Here is a 26,724-nt window from a genome sequence, read left to right on the forward strand (position 1 = left end):
TTCATTAGGGCAGCGCCCTAAGTCGTCGTCCGCAGACGACGAAACACCTTTTGCCTAACAAAAAGCAGGATGGGAACCACAACAGTCCGGTGGACTGTTGTGGTGTGGGAGACACAATTAGGGGGTCTCCCAATGAATTTGCAAGGCAAATTCATAAAATAAAACGCTAAAACCGATTTAAACTACGGAAGGACATATAAAAATGGAAAGCACACAGAACAAAACGCGCTGTCCGCACAGCAAAAAGTGCGGCGGCTGCCAACTGCAGAACCTCGATTATAAGGAACAGCTCGCGCACAAGGAGCGCACGTGCATCCGCCTGCTCGGCAAATTCTGCCGCGTAGAGCCCATCATCGGCATGGAGAACCCCTACCACTACCGCAACAAGGTACAGGCCGCATTCGGCACCACGCGTGCCGGACGTATCATCTCCGGCATTTACCAGAGCAGCACGCACAACATCGTCGCCGTGGACAGTTGCATGACGGAAGACGAAATTGCCGACCGCATCATCGTCGATATCCGCCGCCTGCTGCGCGATTTCAAAATGACAACGTATAACGAGGTCACCGGGCGCGGCTTTTTGCGCCATGTGCTCGTCAAGCGCGGCTTTCAGACCGGCGAAGTCATGGTTGTGCTCGTCACCGGTACGCCGATCTTCCCCGCGCGCAACAATTTCACCCGTGCGCTGTTAAAGCTTCACCCGGAGATTACCACAATCATTCAAAATGTCAACGACCGCTACACCTCCATGCTGCTCGGGCAGAACGAGAAAACACTCTACGGCCCCGGCTATATCACGGATATTCTCTGCGGGCTGCGCTTCCGCATTTCGGCAAAATCATTCTACCAGATTAACCCCGTGCAGACCGAGGTGCTGTACGGCAAAGCGATGGAATTTGCGGAGCTCACGGGCAAAGAAACTGTCATTGACGCGTACTGCGGCATCGGCACCATCGGCATGGTCGCCGCCAAAAAAGCCGGACAGGTCCTCGGCGTAGAAGTGAACCGCGACGCCGTGCGCGATGCCCGTGAAAACGCAAAATTAAACCGCGTGAAAAATATCCGCTTCGTCTGCGCCGATGCAGGCGACTTCATGGTAGATATGGCAAACGCCGGTGAACACTGCGACGTGCTTTTCATGGATCCGCCGCGCGCCGGCAGCGACACCGCGTTTCTCTCCTGCGCGCTCACACTTGCGCCGAGACGCATCGTATACGTCTCCTGTAACCCGGAAACGCTCGCGCGCGACCTTAATTTTCTCACAAAGCGCGGCTATCGCGCCGAAAAGATTCAGCCCGTAGACATGTTCCCCCACACTGACCATGTAGAATGCGTCGTACGGTTGGATAAGATGAATTAAAACAAAAGAAGGCTTTCCCATGATTCGCCCCGTTACCGAAAAGGATATTCCCGTCTGCGTCGAAGTGATCCGCGAAAGCTTTTTGACCGTTGCGGAGGAATTTCATTTTACAAAAGAAAGCGCACCGCGCTTTACAGCGTTTTCCGTCAACGAAGGCCGCCTTTCCTACCAATTTCACGTTGAGCACCGCCCTATGTACGCATATGCGGACGGTGATAAGATCGTCGGCTATTACTCTCTTTTTCCAGAGGAGAATAATACCTGTGAATTAAACAATCTTGCGGTTTTGCCTGCCTACCGACACAAAAGCATCGGCAAACAGCTTTTGGAGCACGCCGAAAAAACCGCTGCTGCGCTGCACTGCACGGTCATGCACATCGGCATCGTAGAAGAAAACCGGGTCTTGCGCCGCTGGTATGAGAAAAACGGCGCCGTGCATACCGGCACGAAGAAATTTGATTTTTTCCCGTTCACCTGCGGATATTTGCAAATTCCGCTCCCGAAAATTATGGAAGAAAGGTAAAAAAATATGGCTTCCAGTCTCATGCACTACGCGATCACAGACAAAATTTTGCAACTGTTTCCTATGCACGACGGTGCGCGGCTGCGCTTTGGCGCGGTACTGCCGGACGCTTCCGTAAACAAGCGGAAAACACATTTTCGCATTTACGATGAAAAGCTCGGCATTCGGCTTTATGATCTTGAATCGTACCGCGCGCAGTTCGGTGAACGTATGCAAAAAGACGACCTTTATCTCGGCTACTATCTGCACCTCATCGAGGATGCTTTGTACCGCAAAACACTGTACGACACCTTCGGCTGGAATCCCTACACGCCGGAAAGCACCGCGCGCATGCACCACGATTACACGCTTTTAAACCGTCATTTCATTCAAAAATATAATATTCGGGATGACCTTGCCGTCCCGGAAAATTTCACGCAGGAACCGATTTTCGCTTTTGAGCCGTTTGACGCCGAAGGTCTTCTGCGTTCGATTCATCAAAACTTTGTGCCCGTGTCGGCGGATGCCCCCTACTTTTTCACGGCCGCCATGGCGGACACGTACATTGAAGACGCCGTGCGGCTGTGCACCGCGGAGCTTGACCGCTTTCACAGCGGCAAAACGCTTCTTTCCGCCGAGGATTTCACCTGGGCGCCGCCGGAAAACAATAAGAATTTCTGAATAAAAGCAAAAACACCCTCCCGAAGTGATGGATATGTACCCTATAAAGGAAGCATATCCATGACCGACACGGGAGGGCTTCTTGATTTCTCTTGGAAAAGCGACTTCTCATGGCAGGTACGCTTTCCTATGCGCATTCGGAATTGACATTCCCGTTCCGCTTCGGTACAATAGAATCAACAAGAACCTCGGGGGACAAAACAGTATGAATTTTCTGGAAGAACGTATCGTAAAGGACGGCGTTGCAAAAGCCGGCAATATATTGAAAGTAGACAGCTTTTTAAACCACCAGATGGATGTGCGCCTGTTTCGCCAAATGGGCAAAGAGTTCAAGCGACGTTTTGCAGATAAGCCCATCAACAAAATTCTGACGATTGAAGCCTCCGGCATCGGCATTGCGTGTGTGGCGGCGGAATGCTTTGACGTGCCGGTCGTCTTCGCGAAAAAGAGCCAGAGTGTGAATATCGATGGCGACGTATACGTTTCCGAAGTGGAATCCTTCACACATAAGCGTGTGAATCGCGTGATCGTCTCGAAAAAATTTCTCGGCCCCGAGGATCACATTCTTATCATCGATGATTTTCTTGCAAACGGCTGTGCGCTGCAGGGGCTCATCTCTATTGTAGATCAGGCGGGCGGCACGGTGGAAGGCATCGGTATCGCGATTGAAAAGGGGTTCCAGCCCGGCGGCGCGAAAATTCGCGAGATGGGCTACCCGCTCGAATCGCTCGCCATTGTGGAAAGCATGGACGACGCAACCGGCACGGTCGTTTTCCGTCCACAGCCATAAAAGGAGTTTTGTATGAAACGGTTTTTATCCCGCGTTTTGCCCCTTTTGCTCAGCTTCGGTTTGATTTTTAACTGCACAGGATGCAGCACGGTTTTGGTCTTAGCCGGTAAAGCTCGTGAAAACAGCGAAGCTTCGTCCTCCGTGATTTCGGAAAGCTCCGCGTCCTCCGGCGTCATCTCCACCCCTGTGCCGACCGAAGACGGCGACCTGCGTGCGTTTTACACGGATGTTGCAAACGCTGAAAGTGTCACGGTAATGGTGTACATGATCGGCTCCGACTTAGAAAGCGAGGACGGCTCCGCGACCGACGACCTTTTGGAAATGGCAGATGCCGCGCTTTCCGAAAACATTCACCTTGTACTCCAGACCGGCGGCACCGAAACCTGGTGGAACGATGTCTGCACAGACGATGAAAGTGAGCGCTTTGTGATCGAAAACGGCGATATGACGCTGCTCCAAAGCCTTGGCAGCATGAATATGACGGACGCCGACACGCTCTCCGATTTCATTCGCTTCTCCGCCGAAAGCTACCCCGCAGATCGCTACGAGCTCATTTTGTGGGATCACGGCGGCGGCACCATGACAGGCTTCGGCTACGACGAGCTGTACGAAGATACCTCTTTGACACTCTCTTCTCTTTCTACAGCGCTGTATAACGGCGGCGTGCAGTTTGATTTCATCGGCTTTGACGCCTGCCTGATGGCGACGGCAGAGGTGGCCTACGCCTTGGATCCGTATGCGGATTACCTCATCGCCTCCGAAGAATCCGAACCCGGCGAGGGCTGGGCGTACAAAAACTGGCTTACGATGCTGGCGGAAGACCCCGCCGTACCCACGGCGGAGCTCGGCAAAAAGCTGGCGGACGATTTCCTTGAGGCCTATATTTTCGCCGACATGCCGACGCTTTCCGTTTTAGACCTGCGCTATGTGCCGGAATTATACGCCGCGTTGGAAAGCTACTGGGGAAGCGCCTACGCCGCACTGCAAAGCGGCAGCTACGGTGCGTTTTCGCAGGTGCGCAGCAACGTGCGGGAATTCGGCGACAACGAATACGACCAGGTCGATCTTTCCGACCTCGCCACGCTGACAAAGCAGAGCCTTTCCCTCGGCACCGAGGACGATGTGCAGGCCGCCGTTCAGAACATGGTGGTGTATAACGTCACCTATGAAAAGTCCGCCGCGGGCATTGCGGTCTACTTCCCATGCCTGTGGCCGGATTACTACGGCGACACGCGCTTTGAAATGACCTGCGTCGGCTTCCCGGAATCGTATTTTGAATTCTACGATAAATTCATGAACACGATGCTCTCCGGGCAGTCGCTTTCGCAGAGTGATATCGATTTTTACTCCTACTACGACTGGTTCGATTCCTCCGAGGTTGGCGGCGAAAACGTCACCACAATAAACGACAACGATTTTGAACTCATCGACAAGGGCGACTATTATGCACTCTCTCTTTCCGATGAAGCATGGAACCTCATCACGTACATTGATATGACCGTTTACCTCGACGACGGCGAGGGATATATTGACCTTGGCAATGACAACGTGTACGAGTTTGACGACGATGGTGACCTGAAAGTCGATTTTGACTATACATGGATCTCGATTGACGGCGTGATCGTGCCGTTCTACGCCGAAATCGAGGAACAGACGGACGACTACTGGTACACAACGGGTTATGTACCGGCCGAGCTGAACGGTAGCACCGATATTGAGATCGTTCTGCGCTGGGACAGCGACCATGACAGCGGCTTTGTTGCGGGCTACCGCTTAAAGACCGAAGAGCCTACGGTAGCGGCAAAGGGTCTGCACAGCTTTACGGAGACGGATCAGATTCAGTACACCTGTTCGTACTATGATTACGATTTCAACTACGACCGGGACTACACGCTCGGCGACCCGGTAACATACGCAAGTGAACCCGTCGTCACCTATGAGGAAATCGGCGAATACCGCACGGTGATCCAATACACCCTGCGCGACATCTACAACAACGAACACTTTACAGACCCGGTAGAGCTTTCCTGTGAATAAATAATTCTATAGAACATACCCTGCTGCGCTCCGTAGCAGGGTATGTTTCGATTTGACTTACACGATAATAGGCGGTATAATGAAAATTACTGACAAAAACGGAATTGTATGGAAAACTATGCCGTTTAAACTGTTCGGAAAGGACGAACGCCATGCGAAAGCTCCTCGTTTACATGAAAGACTACAAGAAAGAGTCGCTTTTAGCGCCTCTTTTCAAGCTGCTCGAAGCCACCTTTGAGTTGATTGTCCCGCTCATAATCGCGCAGATCATCGACGTGGGCATTCAGACCGGTGACACCGGCTTCATCATCTCCCGCTGTCTGCTTCTGGTCGGGTTCGGTGTGGTCGGCATGATCAGCGCCATCACGGCGCAGTATTTTGCCGCAAAGGCTGCCGTGGGCTTTGCCACCGGGCTGCGTCACAGCTTGTTCCAAAAAATCAACGAACTCTCCTTCTCTCTTTTGGACCGTGTGGGCACTTCCACGCTGCTGACACGCATCACAAATGACGTAAATCAGGTGCAGAACGGTGTGAACCTTGTACTGCGCCTGTTTATGCGCTCGCCGTTCATTGTGTTCGGCGCATGCGTTATGGCGTTCACCATTGATCCCGGCAGCGCGCTGCTGTTCCTCATTGTGGTCGCTCTGCTCTCCGTTGTGGTATTCGGCATCATGCTGCTGACCATCAAGCGCTACAAGGCTATTCAAAACCAGCTGGATTCCGTTTTGAACACCACGCGTGAAAATCTGAACGGCGCGCGTGTCATACGCGCGTTCTGCGGTGAAGACACCGAAACAGAAAAATTTATCGGCCAAAATTCGCTGCTCTCCAAGCTCCAGAAATCCACGGGCCGTATCTCCGCACTTTTGAACCCGGTTACGTTTATCCTGATTAACGTCGGCATCATTCTGCTCATCCATTACGGCGCTGTTCAGGTCAACACCGGCATTTTAACGCAGGGTCAGGTCGTGGCGCTGTATAACTACATGAGCCAGATTTTAGTTGAGCTCATCAAACTTGCAAACCTCATCATCACCGTAACAAAGTCCTTTGCAAGCGCCGCACGTATCCGCGACGTGCTCGAGCTCGACACAAACACCGTTTATTCCGACGACAAGAAAATCTACAATACCCACGCCGTCGAGTTCGACCGCGTTTCCATGCACTATAACGAAGGCGCGAAGGACGCGCTCGAAAACATCAGCTTCACCGCCGAGCCGGGCGAGATCATCGGCGTTATCGGCGGCACAGGCAGCGGAAAAACGACGCTTGTGGGGCTTATTCCCCGCTTCTATGATGCATCCTCCGGCACCATCCGCGTGGACGGCCGCAACGTGAATTCCTATTCGCTTGAAGAACTGCGCGAAAAGGTGCACGTCGTATTGCAGCGCGCGGTCTTGTTTCGCGGCACGCTGCGCGAAAACCTGCTTTGGGGCAATAAAAACGCCAACGACGAAGAGATGCAGGCAGCCGTAAAGGCTGCGCAGGCCGCAGACTTCGTACAGAGTAAGGGCGGGCTCGATATGAAGATTACCGCCGAAGGCCGCAACCTTTCGGGCGGACAGCGCCAGCGCCTTTCCATTGCCCGCGCACTTGTAGGTAACCCCGCGATCCTCATTCTGGACGACTCCGCTTCCGCGCTCGACTATGTGACCGAAAAGGCACTGCGCGGCGCGCTTTCCGCACTGCCGAATAAGCCGACTGTGTTCATCGTCTCGCAGCGCACATCTTCGCTGCGGCACGCGGATAAGATTCTCGTCTTAGACAACGGCGCGCTTGTCGGCTGCGGCACACACGATGTGCTTCTTGAGAACTGCTCCGTGTACCGCGAGATCTACGACTCTCAGTTTGGCGGAAAGGAGGCAGCTGCGAAATGAGCAAGATAAATAACAAAAACAGTACCATTAAACGTGTTCTTTTGCAAATCCGTCCGTATCTGCCGACCATCATTTTGCTGCTTGCACTTGCCGTAGTCAGCGTGCTGTGCTCGCTGTACATCCCGGTGCTCGTCGGCGACGCCATCGACGCCATCATCGGCAAGGAACAGGTCAACTTTGCCGTTATCCTGCCGAAGCTCTTCACCTGCGCGGTGCTCATCGGCTGCGCGGCGCTCGCCCAGTGGCTGATGAATGTCTGCGGCAACAAGGTCACGTACAACACCATCCGCGATATGCGCGAGGCAGCCTTTAAAAAAATTCACCGTCTGCCGTTTTCTTACCTCGACGCACACGAAACCGGCGACATCGTTTCCCGCATCATTGCCGATGTTGACCAGTTTGCAGACGGCCTTTTGATGGGCTTCTCACAGCTGTTTACCGGTGTTGTGACGATCATCGGCACCATCGGCTTCATGCTTTCCGTCAACGTTTGGACAACGCTTGTCGTGGTGCTTGTCACGCCGCTTTCCATTTTGGTGGCGCGCTTCATCGCAAAGAAAACGTTCGCCATGTTCCGCTTACAGTCCGAAACACGCGGCCGCCAGACGGCATTCATCAATGAGATGATTACGAACCAGAAGGTCGTGCGCGCATACGGACACGAAAACGAGAACATGGAGAAATTCGACACCATCAACGAAGAGCTGCGCCGCCACACATTAAAGGCGACATTCTTCTCCTCCATCACAAACCCCGCCACGCGCTTTGTAAACTCCGTTGTGTACGCGGCGGTCGCGCTCATCGGCGCTTTTCTGGCCGTGACCGGACAGGGCTTCACCATTGGTATGCTCTCCTGCTTTTTGAGCTACGCAAATCAATACACGAAGCCGTTTAACGAGATTTCCGGCGTTATCACCGAGCTTCAGAACGCACTCGCCTGCGCAGACCGCCTGCTTGAATTCCTCGACAGCGAAGAAATGTCTGCCGACCCCGAACTGCTGCCGGAGCACAGCGAGACCGCAAAGGGACAGGTCACGTTCGATAACGTTTGCTTCTCCTATACAAAAGACCGCCCGCTCATCCGCAATTTCAGCTTGGATGTACCGGCGGGCTGCCGCGTCGCCATTGTAGGCCCGACGGGCTGCGGCAAAACGACGATGATCAATCTTCTCATGCGCTTCTACGACCCGGACAGCGGCAGCATCAGCGTGGACGGCACGAATACGCAGACTATCCCGCGCCGCGCACTGCGCCGTAACTTCGGCATGGTCCTGCAGGAAACATGGCTGAAAACCGGTACTGTGCTCGATAACATCCGCATGGGCCGCCCGGACGCTTCCGAAGAAGACGTTATCGCCGCCGCAAAGGCCGCGCACGCACATAGTTTTATTGAGCAGCTGCCGAACGGCTACTATACGCAGATTGGCGAAGACGGCGGCAGCCTTTCCGCCGGACAGAAACAGCTTTTGTGCATCTCGCGCATCATGCTGACGCTGCCTCCTATGCTGATTCTGGACGAAGCGACGTCTTCCATTGATACACGTACCGAGCTGCGCATTCAGCGCGCGTTTGTAAAGCTGATGCGCGGACGCACCTCGTTCGTCGTCGCACACCGCTTATCGACCATCAAGGAATCTGATGTTATCCTCGTCATGCGCGACGGTAACATCGTAGAGCAGGGCGACCACAAATCTCTGCTTGCGAAAAACGGCTTCTACGCCGAGCTGTACCGCAGCCAGTTTACGGATGAGGAACAGCCGGTGGGTTAACGCACAAAATGCAGCTCTCTCGGATAGAGAAGGCTGCATTTTTCATTTTCCGCCATACCGCACAAAGCTGCGTTTTGCACTTTGTGCGGTATTTTTTGAATATCAATATAGTGGAAGTTTTAGTCAATGCGTTTGAGGAAATCAAACGGCAAAACGATTATGATAGAGATATAGGCGAATCTTGCCCGGACTGCGCATGCGCAAACTGCGTGCGGAACGCCTTCGGTGCACAGCCGTAGCGCTCCGTAAATAAGCGGTAAAACCGGCTTAAACTGTTAAAGCCGCATGCACCGCAGATTTCAATGACGGGCATGTCCCCCTGCAAAAGCAGCTGCGCCGCCAAAGACAATCGCTTGCCGTTGATGTACTCCGTCGGCGTCATGCCGATGTAGCGACGAAACGACCGCGTAAGGTGCTCCTGCGACATGTTTGCAAGCGCTAAAAGACACGGAAGACCTGTGGTGTAATTTTCGCGCCGCTCCATTTTTTCAAGCAGCTCCGAAAACCACGCAGGCAAAATCGCTTCCGGCGCGGGTGCTGTAAGAAACAGCTGCACCAAATACGGAAACAGGCTTAAAATGTAGCGGCACGCCGTTTCGTTATCGGCAAAGCGGTTCGTGTTCAAAAGCTTTTCCTGCACATCCGTTAAGGTGTGGCCGGAAAGCACACAATGCAACGGCAGCTCCGGCGTATCGAATATGGCGCGGTCAAGCTGCAAATAATCGCACAAGCGCTCAAACACTGTGCGTGGAATACCGATATCAAGCAGCTCGAAATCCGCGTTGTTGAAAAAATCATAGCGGTGCACGTCCCTCGGGCGCATTAAAACGAACGAGCCCTCGGAAAGCAGCTGCGAGCGTCCGTTCACAGCGTGGATGGCCCCGCCGTGCGAGACGAGAAACAGCTCGTAAAAATCATGCGTGTGAATTTTATACGTCGCCGGCACACCGCGCTGGTGCAGAACACGCGCACCCTCACCGGTGTGCAGATTTTCTTCGGAAAAATGCAGAAGTTCAACGTCGCTCATTTCGGCGCCCCCTTTCTTCTGCTATTATAACGCGTCAAAAAAACGGAATCAAGAAATTTCAATTATAACTTCGGGAGGATAACGGTATGTTCAAGACCGATGTTCAAAAACTGCGCAATGCGCTGGAATTCACGCGCATTTACAAAGAGAACGCAAACGACATTTACCTGCGTGAAGCCGCCTGCATGGATTTTCAGCTCCGTCATATCTTAGTGCCGATGGATGAAAACGACGGCATCGCGGGCCGCTATGAGCACGACTTTGTGGGCTTTTCCTCGCAGGTCGGCGGCATTTACACGTATTACTTTAACGAGCATGAATTTTTGAACGCATACATGGCCTGTAAGCAAAACGGCGAGATTACCGCTGCGGAGGACTACGCTTTGCAGGCTGTGCAGGCCTATTGGCACGAGGAAAACACCGCGCGCAAGGTTGAATTGGAATTTTCGAAGCGCTACGGCTATGTACCGCCGAAAGCTTTTCCCGGTGCGGGCGTGGGTAACTGCGACTGCCGCGTGGCAGGTACAAACCTCGATTTTGAAAAGCTCATCCGCCTCGGCTTTGACGGGCTCGATCAGGAGATCGACCGCGCGGCGGAAGTGAACGGCGCGTCTTCGTTCTACACGGCTTTAAAGCTGTGGATTGAAAGCCTGCGCGGCGCATGCGAGCGTTACCGCGAACAGGCATTGGAGCTTGCCGAAAAAGCAGAGACCGAGGAAGCCAAAACGCGCTTTACAAAGCTTGCCGAAGCACTTTTAAACATTCAGCACAGCACACCGAAGACATTCCTTGAAGGCGTGCAGCTGATGTGGATCTACGCTGTCAGCAGCGACATTATGAATTACAGCCGCATGGACGATTATCTTGGGCCGCTCTACGCCGCGGATATCGACGCGGGGTGCATCACGGAAGAAGAAGCCGTGCAGACCGTGCTGTATCTCTATAAGCACTTTAAAGAGATTAACAAGATCCATGACTGCCGCGTAATCATCGGCGGCGTGGGCAGAAAGCACCAGAAGGAAGCCGACCGCCTCGCCATCGTCATCATGGAAGCTTCCCGCCGCTTCCGCGAGACTGTGCCGCAGCTCACCCTGCGCTATTACAGCGACATGGACGAGACCGTTTTCCGCAAGGCGATGGAAGTGAATGCGGAGGGCACTACGTTCCCGATTATTTACTCCGATGAGACGAATGTACCGGCTGTGGAAAAAGTCTTTGGCGTTTCGCATGAGGAAGCCGAGCAATATGTGCCGTTCGGCTGCGGCGAATACGTCATGGTCGGTTACAGCGTAGGCACACCGAACAACGGCATCAACGCGCTGAAAGCGCTGGAAATTGCGTTGCACAACGGCCTTGATTTCTACCAGAACGTTCCCTGCGGCGAAAAGACCGGCGACCCGGCGCAGTTTGATACCTTTGAAAAGCTGTATGACGCCGTGCTTGCACAGCTCAAGCCGACCATTGACCGCTTTGCTGTACACAAATACCTCAACTATAAAATTGCGGGCGAAAACGCGCCATATCTGCACCTCAGCCTGCTTTTGAACGACTGCATCGCGCGCGGCAAGGCTACGTTTGAAGGCGGCGTGCGTTACCTGAATGCTTCCAGCGAAATGTTCGGCATCATCAGCTGTGCAGACAGCCTGACGGCCATTAAAACGCTCGTTTACGACGAGAAGAAGCTCACTTTGCCGGAGCTCATCGATGTGCTGGATCACGATTTTGAGGGGCACGACGATATTCGCCGCATGTGCCTTTCCGCACCGAAATACGGCAACGACGACGACACGGCTGACGACATCGCAACGCGCCTTTTCACCGATATTGCTGACCTTACCGTGGCGGCGGGCAAAGCTGCGGGGCTTGACCACTACAATATTGTCAGCGTCAACAACTCCATGAGTGCAGAATGGGGCAACTTCTGTGCGGCATCTGCTTGCGGCAGAAAGGCCGGCAGCCCCATGGCAAACGCCAACGGCGCTTCCATCGGCGCGGATAAGTGCGGCATTACGGCGCTGCTCAACTCCATGTCGAAGTTTGATAATACAAAGCACGTGGGTGTTATCAACAATGTGCGCTTTACAAAGGAGCTCTTCAAGGGCTCTATGGATAAAGTAGAAGCCGTTTTAAGGGCGTTTTACGACAACGACGGCGTGCAGACGAACCTGTGCGTCATCGGCAAGGATGATCTTGAAAACGCTATGGTGCACCCGGAAAACTACCAGAACCTCCTCGTGCGTATCGGCGGCTTCTCCGCGAGATTTGTCACACTGAATCCTGTTGTGCAGCGCGAGATTATTGAGCGTACGACCTACGGCGCGTAAGCGGAGGCCGATATGCGGGATCTTATTTTTGATATTCAACGTTTTTGCGTGTATGACGGGCCGGGCATTCGCACCACCGTGTTTTTCAAAGGGTGCAACATGCACTGTGCGTGGTGCCACAATCCGGAAAGCTTTTCAACCGATGCCGAGCTCTTGTTTCGCCACGAAAAATGCACGTCCTGCGGGGCATGCACTGCGGTATGTCCGAACGGAGCGCATGAAATAAAAGCAGACGGCACACATGTTTTTGACCGTGCAAAATGCGCGGCGTGCGGCAAATGTGCCGAAGTATGTCCGAACGATGTCCTGGAGCTTTCCGGGCGCGAAATGACGGTGGAAGCCGTGATGAAGCAGATCGACAAGGACGCAAAATATTACCGCTCGTCAAAAGGCGGCGTCACCTTTTCGGGCGGCGAGGCTTCTTTGCACTTTGAACTCCTGAAAAAGCTGCTTACAGCCTGCCGCGAAAAAGGGTACCACACCGCGCTGGAGACAAACGGTTTGATCTCTGCCGCACATTTAAAAGAACTGATACCACTCACCGATCTTTTTCTGTTCGATTTTAAGCACAGCGACCCCGATGCCCTCAAAAAATGGGCAGGCGCGCCGCTTGCGCCGATCCTCGAGTCCCTGGCAGCCCTTGAGGACGCGCATGCGCATGTGTGGTTGCGCTGCCCGGTCATTCCGGGCGTGAACGACACAGACGCGCACTTTGAGGCGATTTGTGCGCTCAAGCATCAATATACCTGTATTGAAAAGGCCGAGATCATGGCATACCATGACATCGGCAAAACGAAATGGGACGCGCTGGGGATACCGTATTCGCTCGCCGCGCTAAAGACCGTTTCGCCAGAACAGAAACATATCTGGGAGACTAAAATAGCCGATTAGCGGCACTTTTGGGGATAAGAGAGGGAACGCTTCGTTCCCTCTCTTTGCTTTATCTCCCACATTTTTTCTAAACATTTGACAGATTTCCCGGAATATTGTATGCTATGGAAAACACCGCAGATTTTCCCTGCGGGATCACAAACATTAGGAGGTCACTTATGTTTTGTATATACTGCGGCGCCACCTTGCCGGAGGGCGCGAAAAAATGCACGCTCTGCGGCAACCCCGTTGTGCGCCCGCCGGAAGCCACTGCACAACCCGTAAGCGAACCGGAGTCGGAATCTGCCCCCGCACCGGAAACGCCCACGGAGCCTGCCGTGGAAGACATCTCCCCAAATTTGACAGAGAGCCTCTCCGAAGCGGAACCGACACCCGAAGCTGAAGATACCCCTTCAAACAGTCCGGACGGCGAAGATATTTACAGCCATTCCCCGACGGACTTCACGGAGGATATTTCCTCCGGCGATGCGCTCGGCGACAAACCCGAAGGCACGGAGCACGAGGGCACATTCACCGTCTCCCCAACCCCGGAGGAAATTTCAGGGCCGGAGCCGCGCGTGCAACCCATAGAATATACGTATAACGACGGCTACGCCTACGAGGAATACGACGAAAAGCCGAAGAAAAAGCGTTCTTTTAAATGGCTTTTCATCGTGCTTCCCATTCTCATCGCCATCGGCGCTACAATCGGCGGCATTTTCTGGTGGTACAATGCACCCATGCAAAAGCTCACCCGCGCGCTTGACGCTTACGATTATTCCGCTGCGGCACAGGTACTTCCCACGCTTTCAAAGGACGAACTCGCTTCGGTCTCCGACCAAATGCAGGAATATGCCCAGACGGTCATCGACCGATACAATAAAAGCGAAGCGAACTACGACAGCTCCTATGAACTGCTCGACCGCCTGCAAAAGCTGTTCCCGAACATCGGTCTCGACGATCAGCTCGATGGCATTCAATCGCTGAAAGACTCCAAAGAGGCCTACAAAAACGGCAAAAGCCTGCAGGCACAGGGCGAAGACGGCCGCGCCATTACGGAATATCAGAAGGTCATTCACGCCGATGTAAACCACGACGACGCGCAGACACAAATTCAGAACATCCGCACCGCGTACAAAGAAAAAGTGTTAAGCGATGCGCAGAGCCGCGCGGACGAGAAAGATTTCCTCGGTGCCGAAGCCATTTTGATGAACAGCGCCGATATCCTCGGCGATGATAAAGACGTCCAGGCTAAGCTGGAAGAGATTAAGGACGCAGAGCTCAACAACTACGTGGAAACGCTGCTCGGCACCGCCAAAACGCTCGCGGATGACGGCGACCTGCCCGGCGCTGTTAACGTGCTGCAGGACGCCACACGCAGCGATAAGCGCATCGACGCGCAGATTGCCACCTACAAAAACCAGTATAAGCAAAAAATTCTCGATACTGCCGCAAAGCAGGCCGGTGAAAGCCGCTATTATGACGCGGTGGAAACGCTGCAAAACGCCGACGACATTCTCTCCGGCGACAGCGATATTGCGGCTAAGATTGAAGAATACAGGGCGCTTTACCCCGTTTCGCTGACAGATCTTTCTCCAAGCGGCGGCGAAGATTGCAGCCAGAACTGGACAGCCTATGACGCAAACGGCAATGCGTACAGCAACGGCCTTAACTTCTCGCTGTACCCTGTCATCGCAAAAACCGTCTACACCGAATACGCCCCGAACGGACAATATAAGCGCCTGACGGGCACATGGGTCGTGGAGGGCGATACCTCCGACGATTTTATCGGCACGGTTCGCATTTATGTGGACGACCATTTGCAGTATGAAGTTTCCTCGCTCACGGTGAACAGCCCCGCAAGCGCGCTGAGCCTGAGCATTTCCGGCGCTTCCACCGTTCGCATTGAAGTGGAGGGCGCGTTCGCCTCGCTGCGTGCCGTCGGTTATCTGTACCTTGCAGATGCGAAATTTGAAAACTAAACCGCTATAAAAAGAGATACCGCACAGGGCAAACTCACCTTGTGCGGTATTCTTTTGCGCAAAGCCTGCCGTACGGTCTATGCACGTGCAGCTGATCCTTCCACAATACAGAAAAACTCTGTGGAAAACACAACGCGCATAAGAAACGGGATGTCCCTTTTTGGGGGACATCCCGTCTTACTTTGGCTTACGCCTTATGCTTTTGTTCCATCACGCGTTTGCTGCGTTCTCGTCTTCGTCGTTTTCGTCCTTCTTCTTTTTGCAGAGGACCATAACAACGACCTGTACCAGCGCGATTACAGCATGGAGGATTGTCCACTTGTCGACGAAGATCATCGGCAGGGTCATGTCTTCGGTGAAGATGAAGACGATGATGGCAATCAGAGCCGGGATGATGCTGATGAGTCTCCAAAGGCCCTTCTTGTTCTTTTCGTACTCCATAACCTCTTTGCCGTTCTCATCGAGAACCACGTTGCCGTCTTCGTCTTCCAACGCCTTCTTTTTCTTGCCGATATAGCCGATGAGAAGGAGAATGGAAAGGAGGGTCGTCACGATGGTGAGGATCAGGTTGATGAGTGCCCAAGCGCCCGTGCCGAGACCTGCGAGCGGCGTTGCGTTGTCTGCGATATCTTCACCGTTTGCAAGCGGTGTATCGTTATCGTTAATCGTTTCGCCTATTTCGCCGTCATTATTGCCATCGCCTTTTCCGCCGTTATCGCTCGGCGTTGCGGAAGGTGTGGCAGTCGGTGTCGGGGTGGGTGTTGCAACCGTAGCCGGAACGACCGGAGTTACCGGCGTCGGAGTAGGTGTTGCCGGGTTCGGGTTCGGATTTGGAGCCGGTGTAGGTGTAGGTTCTTCTGTCGGAGCCGGTGTAGGTGTAGGTTCTTCTGTCGGAGCCGGTGTAGGGGTAGGTTCTTCTGTCGGAGCCGGAGTAGGTGTAGGCTCTTCTGTCGGAGCCGGTGTAGGGGTAGGTTCTTCTGTCGGAGCCGGAGTAGGGGTAGGTTCTTCTGTCGGAGCCGGAGTAGGTGTAGGCTCTTCTGTCGGAGCCGGTGTGGGGGTCGGCTCTTCCGACGGAATCGGGGTCGGCGTGGGATTTGCTTCCCAAACAGCCTTCAGCACAACGTCCTTAGCCGGCATCGTGAACGCATCGTTCTCGATCGCAACCTCTTCGCTTCTCCAACCCGAGAACTTATAGCCCTCTCTGGTCGGAACCGTCTTTATAACTTCTACTGTTGCTTTGTACTCGTACGGGAACTCGTTAGTCGTTTCAGTCCACTCGCCGCCGTTGAGGTCGTACGTTACATTGTAGATATTCGCTTCCCACTGTGCCGTCAAAGTAACATCCTTTGCAGGCATCGTGAACTTGCCGTTTTCTACTTTTACTTCTGCGCTCGTCCAACCTGCGAAGGTGTAGCCTTCCTTTGTCGGGTCTGCTTTTACCTCAACTTCTTCGTTATACTTCTTCGTGTACGTGTAGGTCGTATCGTTCTCCCACTCGCCGCCGTCGAGGTCATACGTCAAAGTGTAGGTATTCGCTTCTTTCGTATACGTTGCCTTATACGTTGCATCGCCGGTAACCGTCTTCACTTCCGGCGTCCAGCCCTTGAACGTGTACGTGTACTGGGCATCCGCTGCCTTCGTCGGGTTTGTTCCGTAGTTCGGCATCGTGCCGTATTCTACGTTCTTATCCGTTCTGAGTACGCTGCCGTCGTCGTTCTTCCACGTTACCGTGTACTTGTTGACTGCCTTATCATACACTGCGGTGTAAACTGCATCGCCGGTAACTGTCTTAACTTCCGGTGTCCAACCCTTGAACGTGTAGGTGTACTGGGCATCCGCTGCCGTCGTCGGGTTTGTTCCGTAGTTCGGCATTTTGCCGTATTCTACGTTCTTATCCGTTCTGAGTACGCTGCCGTCATCGTTCTTCCACGTTACCGTGTATTTGTTCGTGGTCTTCTCATACACTGCGGTGTAAACTGCATTGCCGGTAACCGCCTTGACTTCCGGTGTCCAACCCTTGAACGTGTAGGTGTACTGGGCATCCGCTGCCTTCGTCGGGTTTGTTCCGTAGTTCGGCATTTTGCCGTATTCTACGTTCTTATCCGTTCTGAGTACGCTGCCGTCATCGTTCTTCCACGTTACCGTGTACTTGTTGACTGCCTTATCATACACTGCGGTGTAAACTGCATCGCCGGTAACCGTCTCGACTTCCGGCGTCCAACCCTTGAACGTGTACGTATACTGCGCATCTGCTGCCTTTGTCGGGTTTGATCCGTAGTTCGGCATCGTGCCGTATTCTACGTTCTTATCCGTTCTGAGTACGCTGCCGTCGTCGTTCTTCCACGTTACCGTGTATTTGTTCGTGGTCTTCTCATACACTGCGGTGTAAACTGCATCGCCGGTAACCGTCTCAACTTCCGGTGTCCAACCCTTGAACGTATAGGTGTACTGCGCATCTGCTGCCTTCGTCGGGTTTGATCCGTAGTTCGGCATTGTGCCGTATTCTACGTTCTTATCCGTTCTGAGTACGCTGCCGTCGTCATTCTTCCACGTTACCGTGTACTTGTTAATGTTCCACTGCGCCGTCAGAGTTACGTTCTTTGCAGGCATCGTGAACTTGCCGTTTACTACTTTTACTTCTGCGCTCGTCCAACCTGCGAAGGTATAACCTGTCTTTGTCGGATCTGCTTTTACCTCAACTTCTTCGTTGTACTTCTTCGTGTACGTGTAGGTCGTATCGTTCTCCCACTCGCCGCCGTCGAGGTCATACGTCAAAGTGTAGGTATTCGCTTCTTTCGTATACTTTGCCTTATACGTTGCATTGCCGGTAACCGTCTTGATTTCCGGTGTCCAACCTGCAAACGTATACGTATACTCTGCATCTGCTTCTCTCGTCGGGTCTGCCGGTGCTTCCAGTTCTGTGCCATACGGTACTTCTGTATCCGTTCTGACTTCGCTGTCGTCCCAGTTTACCCACGTTACCGTGTACGTCTTCACCTGCCAAACCGCATAGAGATTGTTATCGCCGGTAGCGTCGACAAAAACTTTGGTGTTCGGCTGATATTCAACATTACCATTCGGCGTGGTTGCCCAGCCGAGGAATTTGTAGCCTGTGGGAGCGGTGAAGCCAACATAGTCACGCGATCTTACGGTTGCGTTCGTGTTCTTCGGGTAACCGCTGTCTATAAAGGTCTGCGTGCTGCCCCCGAAATTATAATGATACGTAATCGTCTCGGTTTGGGGCTTATTGGTGTAGACTGCCGTCAACGTGGTGTTCTTTGTGACGGTAATCTTATCGCCCGGGTGGATGAGCGTGCCGTCTTCCGTTTTCCAAGCGAGGAAGTTTTCGGAAGCTTCCGGCGGAAGTACGCGGGCGGAGCTGCCGCTTACATACTTCTGGTTATCCGTTGCAACATTTACATTCGTACCCTCAACGTATGTGACCGTGAAGCCATCCTTTGCGGAGGGGAAGAACGGGGAAATCGTAACGGAGCCGTGAAGATTGGTATCTACATTGAACAGCGCGCCGTTGGAATCAATCCAAGCGGAGGGCTTTTCCGTGAGCTTTTCAAGCAGTGCCTTAAAATCTTCGGAATCCGAAAGCTTTGTGCCGTACGGAATTTCAATCGTTTCAAACTCTCCATCCGCAGAGGCCGTCAGGTAAACCGTAGCTTTAATAACCGGCGCCTGCCACTTTGCGTAGAGCGTAATGTTCTGTGCGGGCATCGTCTTGCCGGTGAAGTCATATGCCGTGCCTTCGCAAAGCTCGTTATCATACCAGCCTGCAAACGTAAAGTTTGCGGGTACACCGGCCGGTCTTGTCGGGGTGTATGTCACATCGGAAATATCCTGCTGATACTTGCGGCTAACCTCGCTATCCTTCGCACCGTTATTCATGAAAACGATATTGTAGGAATTACGATTATAATAGAACTTTGCGCCATTGTAGTCCCTGCCAATACGCGTGCTCTTACTTTCATTAAGAGTAAAGCCTGTAATCGAATATCGATCTTCTTTGGTAACCGAGTCACCTGTTCCGTAAACCGTATCTTGATGATCCAACTCGTATTTTCCGCCGGAAATGGTTTCGAGGTAATACGATGCAACCATCGTATGACTTGAATTTTGACCTCTCTGATAGAAAGTAGCACCATCAAGGGGCATAACATCTATACCTGCTTGCCAAGTGTTGCCATCGGTAGAAACATTCCATGCACTTTCCGGCTTATTCGGCCATTTGTCACGGATGTTAGCACCATATTTTGCATGAATGGTTAAACCTGTGATTTCAGTATAGCATTTTTCGCTATGCTGGTGTTCTTCTTTATTACACCACGGTCCACAAAAGAAGTGTGTATGTTCTTCTTTATTGCAAGTGAATTTCATGAACTTAACGTCATAAACGTTTCTCTTATAATAAACATTTACAATCGTGGAGCCGTCACCGGCAATGGTCTTCTGCGTAATCGCCTGTGCGGTAAAGCCGGAGTAAGATTTTGCTTGAGCGTTCGTTGTGCTGTTTGTGGCGCCGGTCTTTTCTTCAATATCCTCTGAGGAATATTCGTCATCATCCGCATTTTCCAGCCAATGGATAACGGTGTACTCCGTTTCGGAATTGGCTTTCCAGCGTGCGGTGACGGTAGCCGTTCCGGAAACCTTTGTAACCGAGTTGCCTTCTGCGTCATACCAACCGTCAAACGTGTAGCCGCTGCGGGTGGGTTTGACCGCGCTCAGGTCAAGCGTTTCCATCCGGAACTGCGGCGCCATGTAGTCGCCGCCGTCGGTATCAAATGTGACCCAGAAACCGGTTTTAACTACCGGGTAAACGTATGTAACGCCGGCTGCAAATGTGATGGTTTCGGGGGTATCGCTGCCCTGCGTGGTGCTCCAGCCGACAACGCCTTTATCTTTGCTCATGGTGAGCTCGACTTTTGCGGTCGCGGCGTTCAAAACGTCTTCACCGACCGTTTCACCGGCTGTGCCCGCGGCGGTGTGGTAAACCACGGTATCGCCGTCTTCATCCAAGAAGTACACGTAGCTGTACTCCTCAAACTTCGCCGTAACGGTCACTTCCGTGCCGCTGACATCCGCGACTGTGCCGAAGTTTAACGGAGTCTCACCGACATACCACCCAACAAAGCGTGCGTTTTCCTTTGTCGGTGCAGTCGGCTCGAGGAGCTCATCGCCTTTGGCGACGGTCTGCTGCCACTCGGTCAGCTCCGTACCGTCGTTATAAAAGCGATAGGTATCGACCTTGGGCTTCTCGTCGTCCGGACGCAGCATAGTCATTGCAATGCCCGTTTCCGCGCTCTGCTTTGCCGGTGCAGCTTCCTCTGTACCTGCGTCGGGGGTCGCCTGTGCTTCCACTTCAACGGGAGCCGGGGTCTCTACCGGGGCGGGAGTAGGTGTCTCCTCCGGAGCGGGAGTGGGTGTCTCCTCCGGAGCTGCGGTCTCCTCGGGCGCGGGCGTCTCGTCAACGACCGGCGTTCCCCCTGCATAACATCCCCCTGTTGCAGTGTAGGTGTTTGTTTCCTCATCACTCATTGCAAACGCGCCCGTAGGACATGCCGAAACCAGCATACATGCGCTCAGCAACACGGCGATGATCTTCTTTTTCATAGTGTTTTCCTCCAATCCTGTGATTTGTCCGTTTTATAACAAATATGGATTCCTAAATTGATGTGTGTTACTGTGCCAAAACCGTTTCCATTTGGATGAGCAGCTCCAGCACACTGCGAAACGCGGCCTCTTTGCCGCCTTTTGTCCACCGCAGTCTTCCCTGCCAGCTGTAATTCTGGCGGAACAGGATGTCCAGTTCAAACGTGGGTGTTTCCGTACATTTTATGGGAGAAGCTTTCGGCGCGCCGCCTGTATCCAGCTGCTCTTCCAAAAGCAGGATCAGACGTGAAAGACTTCGGAATAGGGTTTCCTCCGGGAGCGTCCCGCCGGAGACCCTGCCGCGGATGACACCGTCCTCCGCTTCATCCACAAAGATACGGAAGGTCTCTGTGCCGATCGGTAGCATACGATTTTCTTTCACCTAACCCCTCCCTTTTGTCTTTTGTGATTCTATTTTACACAAAGGTGCTATGAGAACGCTATGATTAAGAAGTTTTTTCCATAGAAAAACGACCCATTTTCTCATAAAAAAAGAAAATAGGTCGTAGTTTTTTTTGGTAATCATGTTGTGTCAACCGATTTATTCTTTCCGGTGACGGTTTTAACCCTTTCGGTGCTCCGTTTTCTCCGTTGCTTTTTCCTCTGCGTTCATGTGCAGGTGGCGCAGGTCGAGCGATTTAAAGGTGTAGGCCGCACTGCTTTTCGGGTATTCCTTTTGGAACCGATTGAACACACGGCGGGAAACGAGCCCGCCGTTTTCGCCGGTCGCACCCGGCAGCAGCACCCAAAACTGGTTTGCGCCCACCTTTGTGAACGGGTCGCCCGCGCGCAGTGCATTTAAAAGCGTCGCTTCCATCTGCTTCATATATACGGCGCGCTTTTCCGGGTCTACCGAGCGGTTTGCAAGCCGCACAATCATCAGCGCCGCAGGGGTGTCGTTTCGGCGCATCTCGCGCACATGCAGGTTCACAATCTCGCGGAAAACGTTGTTATCGCAGCAAAACGCACCGGTTTCCTGTTCTTTTTCAAGCAGGAACGTTTGAATATCGTCTTCACTCGTCTCGCTGCCGTAAAGCTCCTGCACCGCAAGCGCCTTCTGCGCCTCCAGCTCCGCCGAAGGCGAAACACCGTAGACCTCCCGGTACAGCGAAGCGATGTAATCATAGTGTTCCAGCGCTTTTTTCGGGTTTTTGTTTTTTATGAGCGCCTGCATCAAAAACACGCTGAATTCCTCTGCGGCGGGATCTAAACGAATAACGCCCGTGCAGAGCTTTTCCGCATCCGTAATGCGTCCGAGCTTCAAAAGGCGATCCACCGCCGCGCGACATAGGCGCGTATAAAGCGAGCGGTAATACGTGTTGAGGTTGATGCACCAGAACTCCGCTGCGCTTTCCGTAAGAAAATCGCCGGTGTAAAGTGCCACGGCTTTCTGCGCCAGGGCAACCGATTTTTCCATATCTTCTTCGGCAAGCGCTGCCTTTGCAAGTGTTTCAAATTGCTCCACGTCAAGCTGCGTCTCGCGGTCCGGCGCCCAGCGATAATAGCCCTTTTCGTTATGGATTATAACCTTTGCGTGCGTAAAGCCGAGCTCTGCCAGCGCAGCCCTTGCGCGGCTGACATTATTTTGCAGCGTACTTAACGGATTATCGTTTTCGGCTTCCGGCCACAGCAGGTCGATAAGCTCCTGCGCGGAAACGCCGCGGTCTCTGTGCAGAATAAGGTACGCCGTAAGCGTCCACAGTCTTCTGGAACGTCCCGTCAGGCTCACAACGTGCGGAACCTCCATACCTTCCTGCTTTAATGTAAACTTGCCGAACATGGTCACATCGATCTTCGGCACAACCTGTATCGTTTCACCGTTCTGTGCTTCACACGGCAGCCCGGTGGTTTCAATTTCTTTCGCTGTTCGACTCATGAACGGTTCATCTCCCTCTTTCAGAAATAACGGTTCAAAATATCACCCCGGCTATTGCGAAAAAATAATATTCCGAACTTGTTCTTTTCATAAAGTATAGCACGCTTCACGGTATTTGTAATCCACCGAAAGGTGGAAAACACGATTTTTCTCATAAGAATTTGCTTTTTTGTCGGAGAAAATACCTTTTTTGGCGAAAGGTCACGCTAAAAACTATGACTTAAAGCAATTGCAGACGTTTTTGCATGGTCTCATAGTTTGTGCAGTAATACAGCGCCGTCTCCTCTGTGATGCGCTTTTGCCGTACAAGGTCCGTAAGCGCCATGTCCATGGTGCGCATGCCCTGCGCCGCGCCGGAAGCGATGGCGGCATCGAGCTGATGCGTTTTGCTTTCGCGGATCATATTGCGTATCGCGAGTGTGGAATACATGATTTCAAACACCGGGATGGGTGTGCCGTCTACGCCGGGCACGAGCTGCTGACTGATGACCGCCTGCAAAACCATGGAAAGCTGTAAGCGGATCTGCGCCTGCTGGTTCGGCGGAAATGCGTCGATGATGCGGTCAATCGTATTCGCCGCGCCGGTAGTGTGCAGGCTCGAAAGCAATAGCTGCCCCGTTTCGGCGGCGGTCATCGCGACCTCCATTGTCTCTTTATCGCGCATTTCGCCGAGCAAAATCACGTCCGGGCTTTCGCGCAGTGCACTGCGCAAAGCGGCGACGTAGCTCGGGCAATCGCAGCCGATCTCACGTTGGCTCACAATGCACTTATCGTGGCGATGGATGTACTCTACCGGATCCTCGAGCGTCAGAATATGTCCCGTGCGCGTACGGTTGATCTCGTTGATGATACACGCGAGCGTTGTGGACTTACCGCTGCCCGCTGATCCCGTAACGAGCACGATGCCTTTTTTCATCTGTGCCGCGCGCATGACCTCCGGCGGGATATGCGCTTCTTCGGCCGTAGGCAGACCGAAGCGGATGACGCGCACCACGGCGGCAATGCTGCCGCGCTGGCGGAACAGATTCACACGGAAGCGTCCCGTACCGCTGAGCGAGAACGAAAAATCGTCATCGGTCGCACTGCCGTTTAAGCAGTGCGGCTCACGTGCGGCAAGACGATAGATTTCCGCTGCGAACGCTTCGGTTTTTTCGGGCGTGAAGGCGCCGTCCGCCGTTTCACGCTGCTGTTCGCCGCGCACCTTATACGTCAGCGGCAGGCCCGCCACCACGAAAATATCGGAAGCGCCGCGCTCCACGGCACTTTTCAAAATTTCAGTCATATTCATTGTACTCCGCCTTTCTTACCCGAGGTTCAGGGAGTCATCCGGCTGCCAGCGCGCTGTGCAGCGCCATTTTGCAATCTCATAGCTGCCGTTTATCTTATTTAAGCAGATCTCAAGCTGCATGTTGCCGCGCGTGATTTCCGTTTTGAGCGTGGTTTCGGTCTCTTCGGTGTTTTCCGGCAGATCTCCCGCGCCCTTTAAATACGCATCTGCTTCGGAAAGCCAGTCTTGCCCGGCGTTTTCGCAGGCATACAGCACTTCCACGTGCTCGCCGTAGCGCTCTGCGGCACGGCGATCGGATACGGCAGAGGACACCGTAAGCACGCCGAAAATGGCGACGCACAGCACAACGGCCGCGAACAGCACCGCGATGCTGCCGATGCGGAATCGATTTCGGCTCATGGCGTTCCCTCCTTCGGCTGGTAGCACCGTACATTCAGCGCATAAATTTCTTTATCCTGCTCCGCCGTGTACGCCATGATTTTCCCGGCATACAACGCTCCCGTTTCGGTCTCGGCGGCGGTCACTTCGGTTTTTATATAATAGTAAGCGTCCGCTTCCGCACAGCTTGCCATATCTTTTGTGAAATATGCTTTTTCGCCGTTTTCGGGGATCTCTCCCGCGCGAAACGCCTCTGCGGCGCTGCGGCACAGCGCAATGCCTGCGCTTTCCCTCGCCGCTTCATCGCTGATGACGGCCGCGCGCAGGAACACGCACGCAATGACACCGCAGCACGCGACAAATGCCAGAACAAACACAAGCAGCGGGGTCATGAAGCCCATGCGGTGGCGCGTTTCACTGCGCTTTTCCTCGTAATCTATCATGCCGCGCCACCTCCGTCACAATACGCGCCGGCGGTCATGCCGTCCGCAGTGATCGTTAAAAGCCCGTTTTCCGAAAGCTCGGCTTTAAACGTTTTAAGGTCGCACAGCTTTTCGGCGTTATTGGGGTCGATCTCCGCCGTGACCCGTGAAAACTCCGTGCGCAGCGCGTTTTCATATAAATAGATGCGCGTTTCGAAGTCGCTTTCCGGCTCGCGCAGGCACACCGCCGGGCCCTCCGGGCCGTCAATCAAGCGGATGTTCCCTTTGCCGCCGCACGCTGCCGTTTGGCTTTGAATATACGAAAGCGCGCTGCGCTGCTTTGCGTGTGCGTCGCGGGCATCCATCGTATCGGAATACAGCCGCGCGCCCGCAAGCGTCAACACCAAAAGCGATGCGATGAGCAATGCATACAGCAGAAGCAGCATCAGAGAAGTGCTATTTCTCTTTTTCGGTTCCGTCATGCGCCCTCCTTATTCCTCGCCGCGCACCAGCACCTGAACGGTCGGCAGCTGGTTATCGGCGAAAACCTCGTATGTCACGATGTATTCTTTCTTATTGACCGTAAGCCCGTAGTGCTTTTCCAAATATTCAAGGCTTTCCGGGTATGCGCCCTCTAAGGTGTAGCACTCCACGGCGCTGCGCAAAACGGCTTCACGCACGGCGGCACGGCCTGTTTCGCGGATATCCTCCTGAAAAACCGGCACGCACACCGCGGTAAAAATTACCGCAAGCACCAGAATAAGCCCGACCGCGAAAAGCCGGAAGCTTACTTTTCGATTCAAAATACCCATAACTTTTCCCTCAGATTGCGCTCAAAATGCCGAGCAAGGGCAGCATGACGCTTAAAAGCGTCAAACCGACAGACGCGGTGAGAAATCCGATCAAAATCGGCTCCGTGCGGTCGATGACGCTGCACAGCCCGTTTTCCGCCTCCTGCGCCGTGCGGCGCGCGAGGTTTTCCGTCACCTGCACGAGCTCGCCGCTCTGCGCACCGCCAAGCAGCATTTTGCCGTACATGGCGGGCAATATCTTTTGGTGCGCAAACGCCGTCGCAATACCGATGCCCATCTGTGTTTCTTCACGGCATTTTTCAAGCGCTTCGTGCAGCTTTTTGTGGCGCGTCTGCTCGATGCACAGCGCAAGCGCACTGTCTTCATCCGTACCGCTCGCAAGCAAGGCGGAGAGCGTGTCCATCACCTCGGAGACCGCCAAAAGCCACGCAGCTTTGCGCGTGAAGCGGCTCGTTTCCATTGCATTTCTGAGCTTTTCCCGACCTTTATCGGAGCGTATACCAAACGCCAAAACGAGCAAAACGATGCCCAAAAGCCCCGCAAACACCAGGCTGATGCGCCCGATGAGCGTCGCCGCGAGCACATAGGCATAGGAAGATGAAAGCAGGCTGCCCGTTAAATTGTCGTACACGCACTCAAACATGGGCAGCACGGCAAAAACGAGCACCGCCAGCACGCCGCACATCATCAGCATCAAAACGGCCGGGTATGTAAGGGTGCTGCGCAAACGGTCGTATAGCGCGCTTTGGCGGTCATAGTGGTCTGCAAGGCGGTCAAGCGCTTCGTCCAATCGGCCGGAAAGCTCTGCCGTGCTAAAAACGCTCAAGGCGTATTCCGGGAAAACGCCGGTCTTTTCCGCCGCTGCCGAAAACGTCTCGCCCGCCGCAACCGAAAGGCTGATCTCGGTAGAAGCCTGCCGCAAGGCGGTGTCCATGCCGTCTTCCTCAAACAGGGAAGAAACCTCCGAAAGCGACGCGCCGGAGCGCAGCAGCATTGCAAGGCTGCTGCAAAATACGCTGAGCTGTTCCTGAGTCAAAAATTTTTCTGCCATGTTCCTCGTCCTTTCGC

The 26,724-nt window shown here is 53.5% G+C and carries 20 protein-coding genes; 10 read left to right on the top strand and 10 right to left on the bottom strand.

The window, feature by feature from the left end; all coding sequences use genetic code 11:
* The first annotated feature begins 202 nt into the window (after nt 1-202).
* The 7 genes from rlmD (at nt 203) to R2K26_RS09935 (ending at nt 9,019) form a co-directional block, all read left to right on the top strand.
* Nucleotides 203-1,363 (top strand): 23S rRNA (uracil(1939)-C(5))-methyltransferase RlmD, encoded by a 1,161-nt coding sequence (gene rlmD, locus R2K26_RS09905; RefSeq protein ID WP_316520358.1) that lies wholly within the window; start codon nt 203-205, stop codon nt 1,361-1,363.
* 19 nt (nt 1,364-1,382) lie between these two features.
* The gene (locus R2K26_RS09910; protein WP_316520360.1) at nt 1,383-1,886 is read left to right on the top strand and encodes a GNAT family N-acetyltransferase; all 504 of its coding nucleotides are present in this window, start codon (nt 1,383-1,385) and stop codon (nt 1,884-1,886) included.
* A gap of 6 nt (nt 1,887-1,892) precedes the next feature.
* A complete protein-coding gene (locus tag R2K26_RS09915; protein WP_316520363.1) occupies nt 1,893-2,546 on the top strand; it encodes a hypothetical protein in 654 nt (217 codons plus the stop codon).
* Between the two features lie 205 nt (nt 2,547-2,751).
* Nucleotides 2,752-3,336 (top strand): xanthine phosphoribosyltransferase, encoded by a 585-nt coding sequence (locus R2K26_RS09920; RefSeq protein ID WP_316520366.1) that lies wholly within the window; start codon nt 2,752-2,754, stop codon nt 3,334-3,336.
* A 12-nt stretch (nt 3,337-3,348) separates the two neighbouring features.
* Nucleotides 3,349-5,373 (top strand): clostripain-related cysteine peptidase, encoded by a 2,025-nt coding sequence (locus R2K26_RS09925; RefSeq protein WP_316520368.1) that lies wholly within the window; start codon nt 3,349-3,351, stop codon nt 5,371-5,373.
* A gap of 152 nt (nt 5,374-5,525) precedes the next feature.
* Entirely contained in the window at nt 5,526-7,250 is a 1,725-nt protein-coding gene (locus R2K26_RS09930; protein ID WP_316520372.1) for an ABC transporter ATP-binding protein, read from the top strand.
* Complete coding sequence (locus R2K26_RS09935; protein ID WP_316520375.1) at nt 7,247-9,019, top strand: ABC transporter ATP-binding protein; 1,773 nt, start codon at nt 7,247-7,249, stop codon at nt 9,017-9,019. The genes R2K26_RS09930 and R2K26_RS09935 overlap by 4 nt, the downstream gene beginning before the upstream one ends.
* A 157-nt stretch (nt 9,020-9,176) precedes the next feature.
* Here the strand turns inward: R2K26_RS09935 and R2K26_RS09940 are convergent, their stop codons facing one another.
* Complete coding sequence (locus tag R2K26_RS09940; RefSeq protein ID WP_316520378.1) at nt 9,177-10,046, bottom strand: AraC family transcriptional regulator; 870 nt, start codon at nt 10,044-10,046, stop codon at nt 9,177-9,179.
* Nucleotides 10,047-10,132: 86 nt separating this feature from the next.
* On the opposite strand from R2K26_RS09940, the gene R2K26_RS09945 reads away from it, so the two are divergent.
* From R2K26_RS09945 to R2K26_RS09955, 3 genes are all read left to right on the top strand, one after another.
* Entirely contained in the window at nt 10,133-12,370 is a 2,238-nt protein-coding gene (locus R2K26_RS09945) for a pyruvate formate lyase family protein (protein ID WP_316520383.1), read from the top strand.
* A gap of 12 nt (nt 12,371-12,382) precedes the next feature.
* The gene (locus tag R2K26_RS09950; protein WP_316520388.1) at nt 12,383-13,261 is read left to right on the top strand and encodes a glycyl-radical enzyme activating protein; all 879 of its coding nucleotides are present in this window, start codon (nt 12,383-12,385) and stop codon (nt 13,259-13,261) included.
* Nucleotides 13,262-13,419: 158 nt separating this feature from the next.
* Nucleotides 13,420-15,222: a hypothetical protein gene (locus tag R2K26_RS09955; RefSeq protein WP_316520391.1), complete on the top strand. Its 1,803-nt coding sequence runs from the start codon at nt 13,420-13,422 to the stop codon at nt 15,220-15,222.
* Nucleotides 15,223-15,432: 210 nt separating this feature from the next.
* On the opposite strand, the gene R2K26_RS09960 is transcribed toward R2K26_RS09955, so the two are convergent.
* The 9 genes from R2K26_RS09960 to R2K26_RS10000 all read right to left on the bottom strand — a co-directional run bounded on the left by R2K26_RS09960 (nt 15,433) and on the right by R2K26_RS10000 (nt 26,707).
* Nucleotides 15,433-20,841: an InlB B-repeat-containing protein gene (locus R2K26_RS09960; protein WP_316520394.1), complete on the bottom strand. Its 5,409-nt coding sequence runs from the start codon at nt 20,839-20,841 to the stop codon at nt 15,433-15,435.
* Nucleotides 20,842-20,908: 67 nt separating this feature from the next.
* Complete coding sequence (locus R2K26_RS09965) at nt 20,909-21,262, bottom strand: hypothetical protein (protein WP_308449400.1); 354 nt, start codon at nt 21,260-21,262, stop codon at nt 20,909-20,911.
* 180 nt (nt 21,263-21,442) lie between these two features.
* Nucleotides 21,443-22,756, bottom strand: coding sequence for a BTAD domain-containing putative transcriptional regulator (locus R2K26_RS09970; RefSeq protein ID WP_316520402.1), 1,314 nt, complete (start codon nt 22,754-22,756; stop codon nt 21,443-21,445).
* A 220-nt stretch (nt 22,757-22,976) separates the two neighbouring features.
* Complete coding sequence (locus tag R2K26_RS09975) at nt 22,977-24,044, bottom strand: PilT/PilU family type 4a pilus ATPase (RefSeq protein WP_316520405.1); 1,068 nt, start codon at nt 24,042-24,044, stop codon at nt 22,977-22,979.
* Between the two features lie 15 nt (nt 24,045-24,059).
* Nucleotides 24,060-24,443 carry a hypothetical protein gene (locus tag R2K26_RS09980; protein ID WP_316520408.1) on the bottom strand — a complete coding sequence of 128 codons (384 nt, stop codon included), beginning with the start codon at nt 24,441-24,443 and terminating at the stop codon, nt 24,060-24,062.
* Nucleotides 24,440-24,865, bottom strand: coding sequence for a hypothetical protein (locus R2K26_RS09985; RefSeq protein ID WP_316520410.1), 426 nt, complete (start codon nt 24,863-24,865; stop codon nt 24,440-24,442). Before R2K26_RS09985 ends, R2K26_RS09980 begins: the two co-directional genes overlap by 4 nt.
* Nucleotides 24,862-25,326: a DUF4860 domain-containing protein gene (locus R2K26_RS09990; RefSeq protein WP_308449405.1), complete on the bottom strand. Its 465-nt coding sequence runs from the start codon at nt 25,324-25,326 to the stop codon at nt 24,862-24,864. The genes R2K26_RS09985 and R2K26_RS09990 overlap by 4 nt, the downstream gene beginning before the upstream one ends.
* Nucleotides 25,327-25,335: 9 nt before the next feature.
* Entirely contained in the window at nt 25,336-25,647 is a 312-nt protein-coding gene (locus R2K26_RS09995; RefSeq protein ID WP_308449406.1) for a hypothetical protein, read from the bottom strand.
* 19 nt (nt 25,648-25,666) lie between these two features.
* Nucleotides 25,667-26,707: a type II secretion system F family protein gene (locus tag R2K26_RS10000; protein WP_316520417.1), complete on the bottom strand. Its 1,041-nt coding sequence runs from the start codon at nt 26,705-26,707 to the stop codon at nt 25,667-25,669.
* Nucleotides 26,708-26,724: the final 17 nt, after the last annotated feature.

Origin of the sequence: Neglectibacter sp. CSJ-5 (assembly GCF_032490475.1) — a bacterium.
Taxonomy (GTDB): domain Bacteria; phylum Bacillota; class Clostridia; order Oscillospirales; family Acutalibacteraceae; genus Hominenteromicrobium; species Hominenteromicrobium mulieris.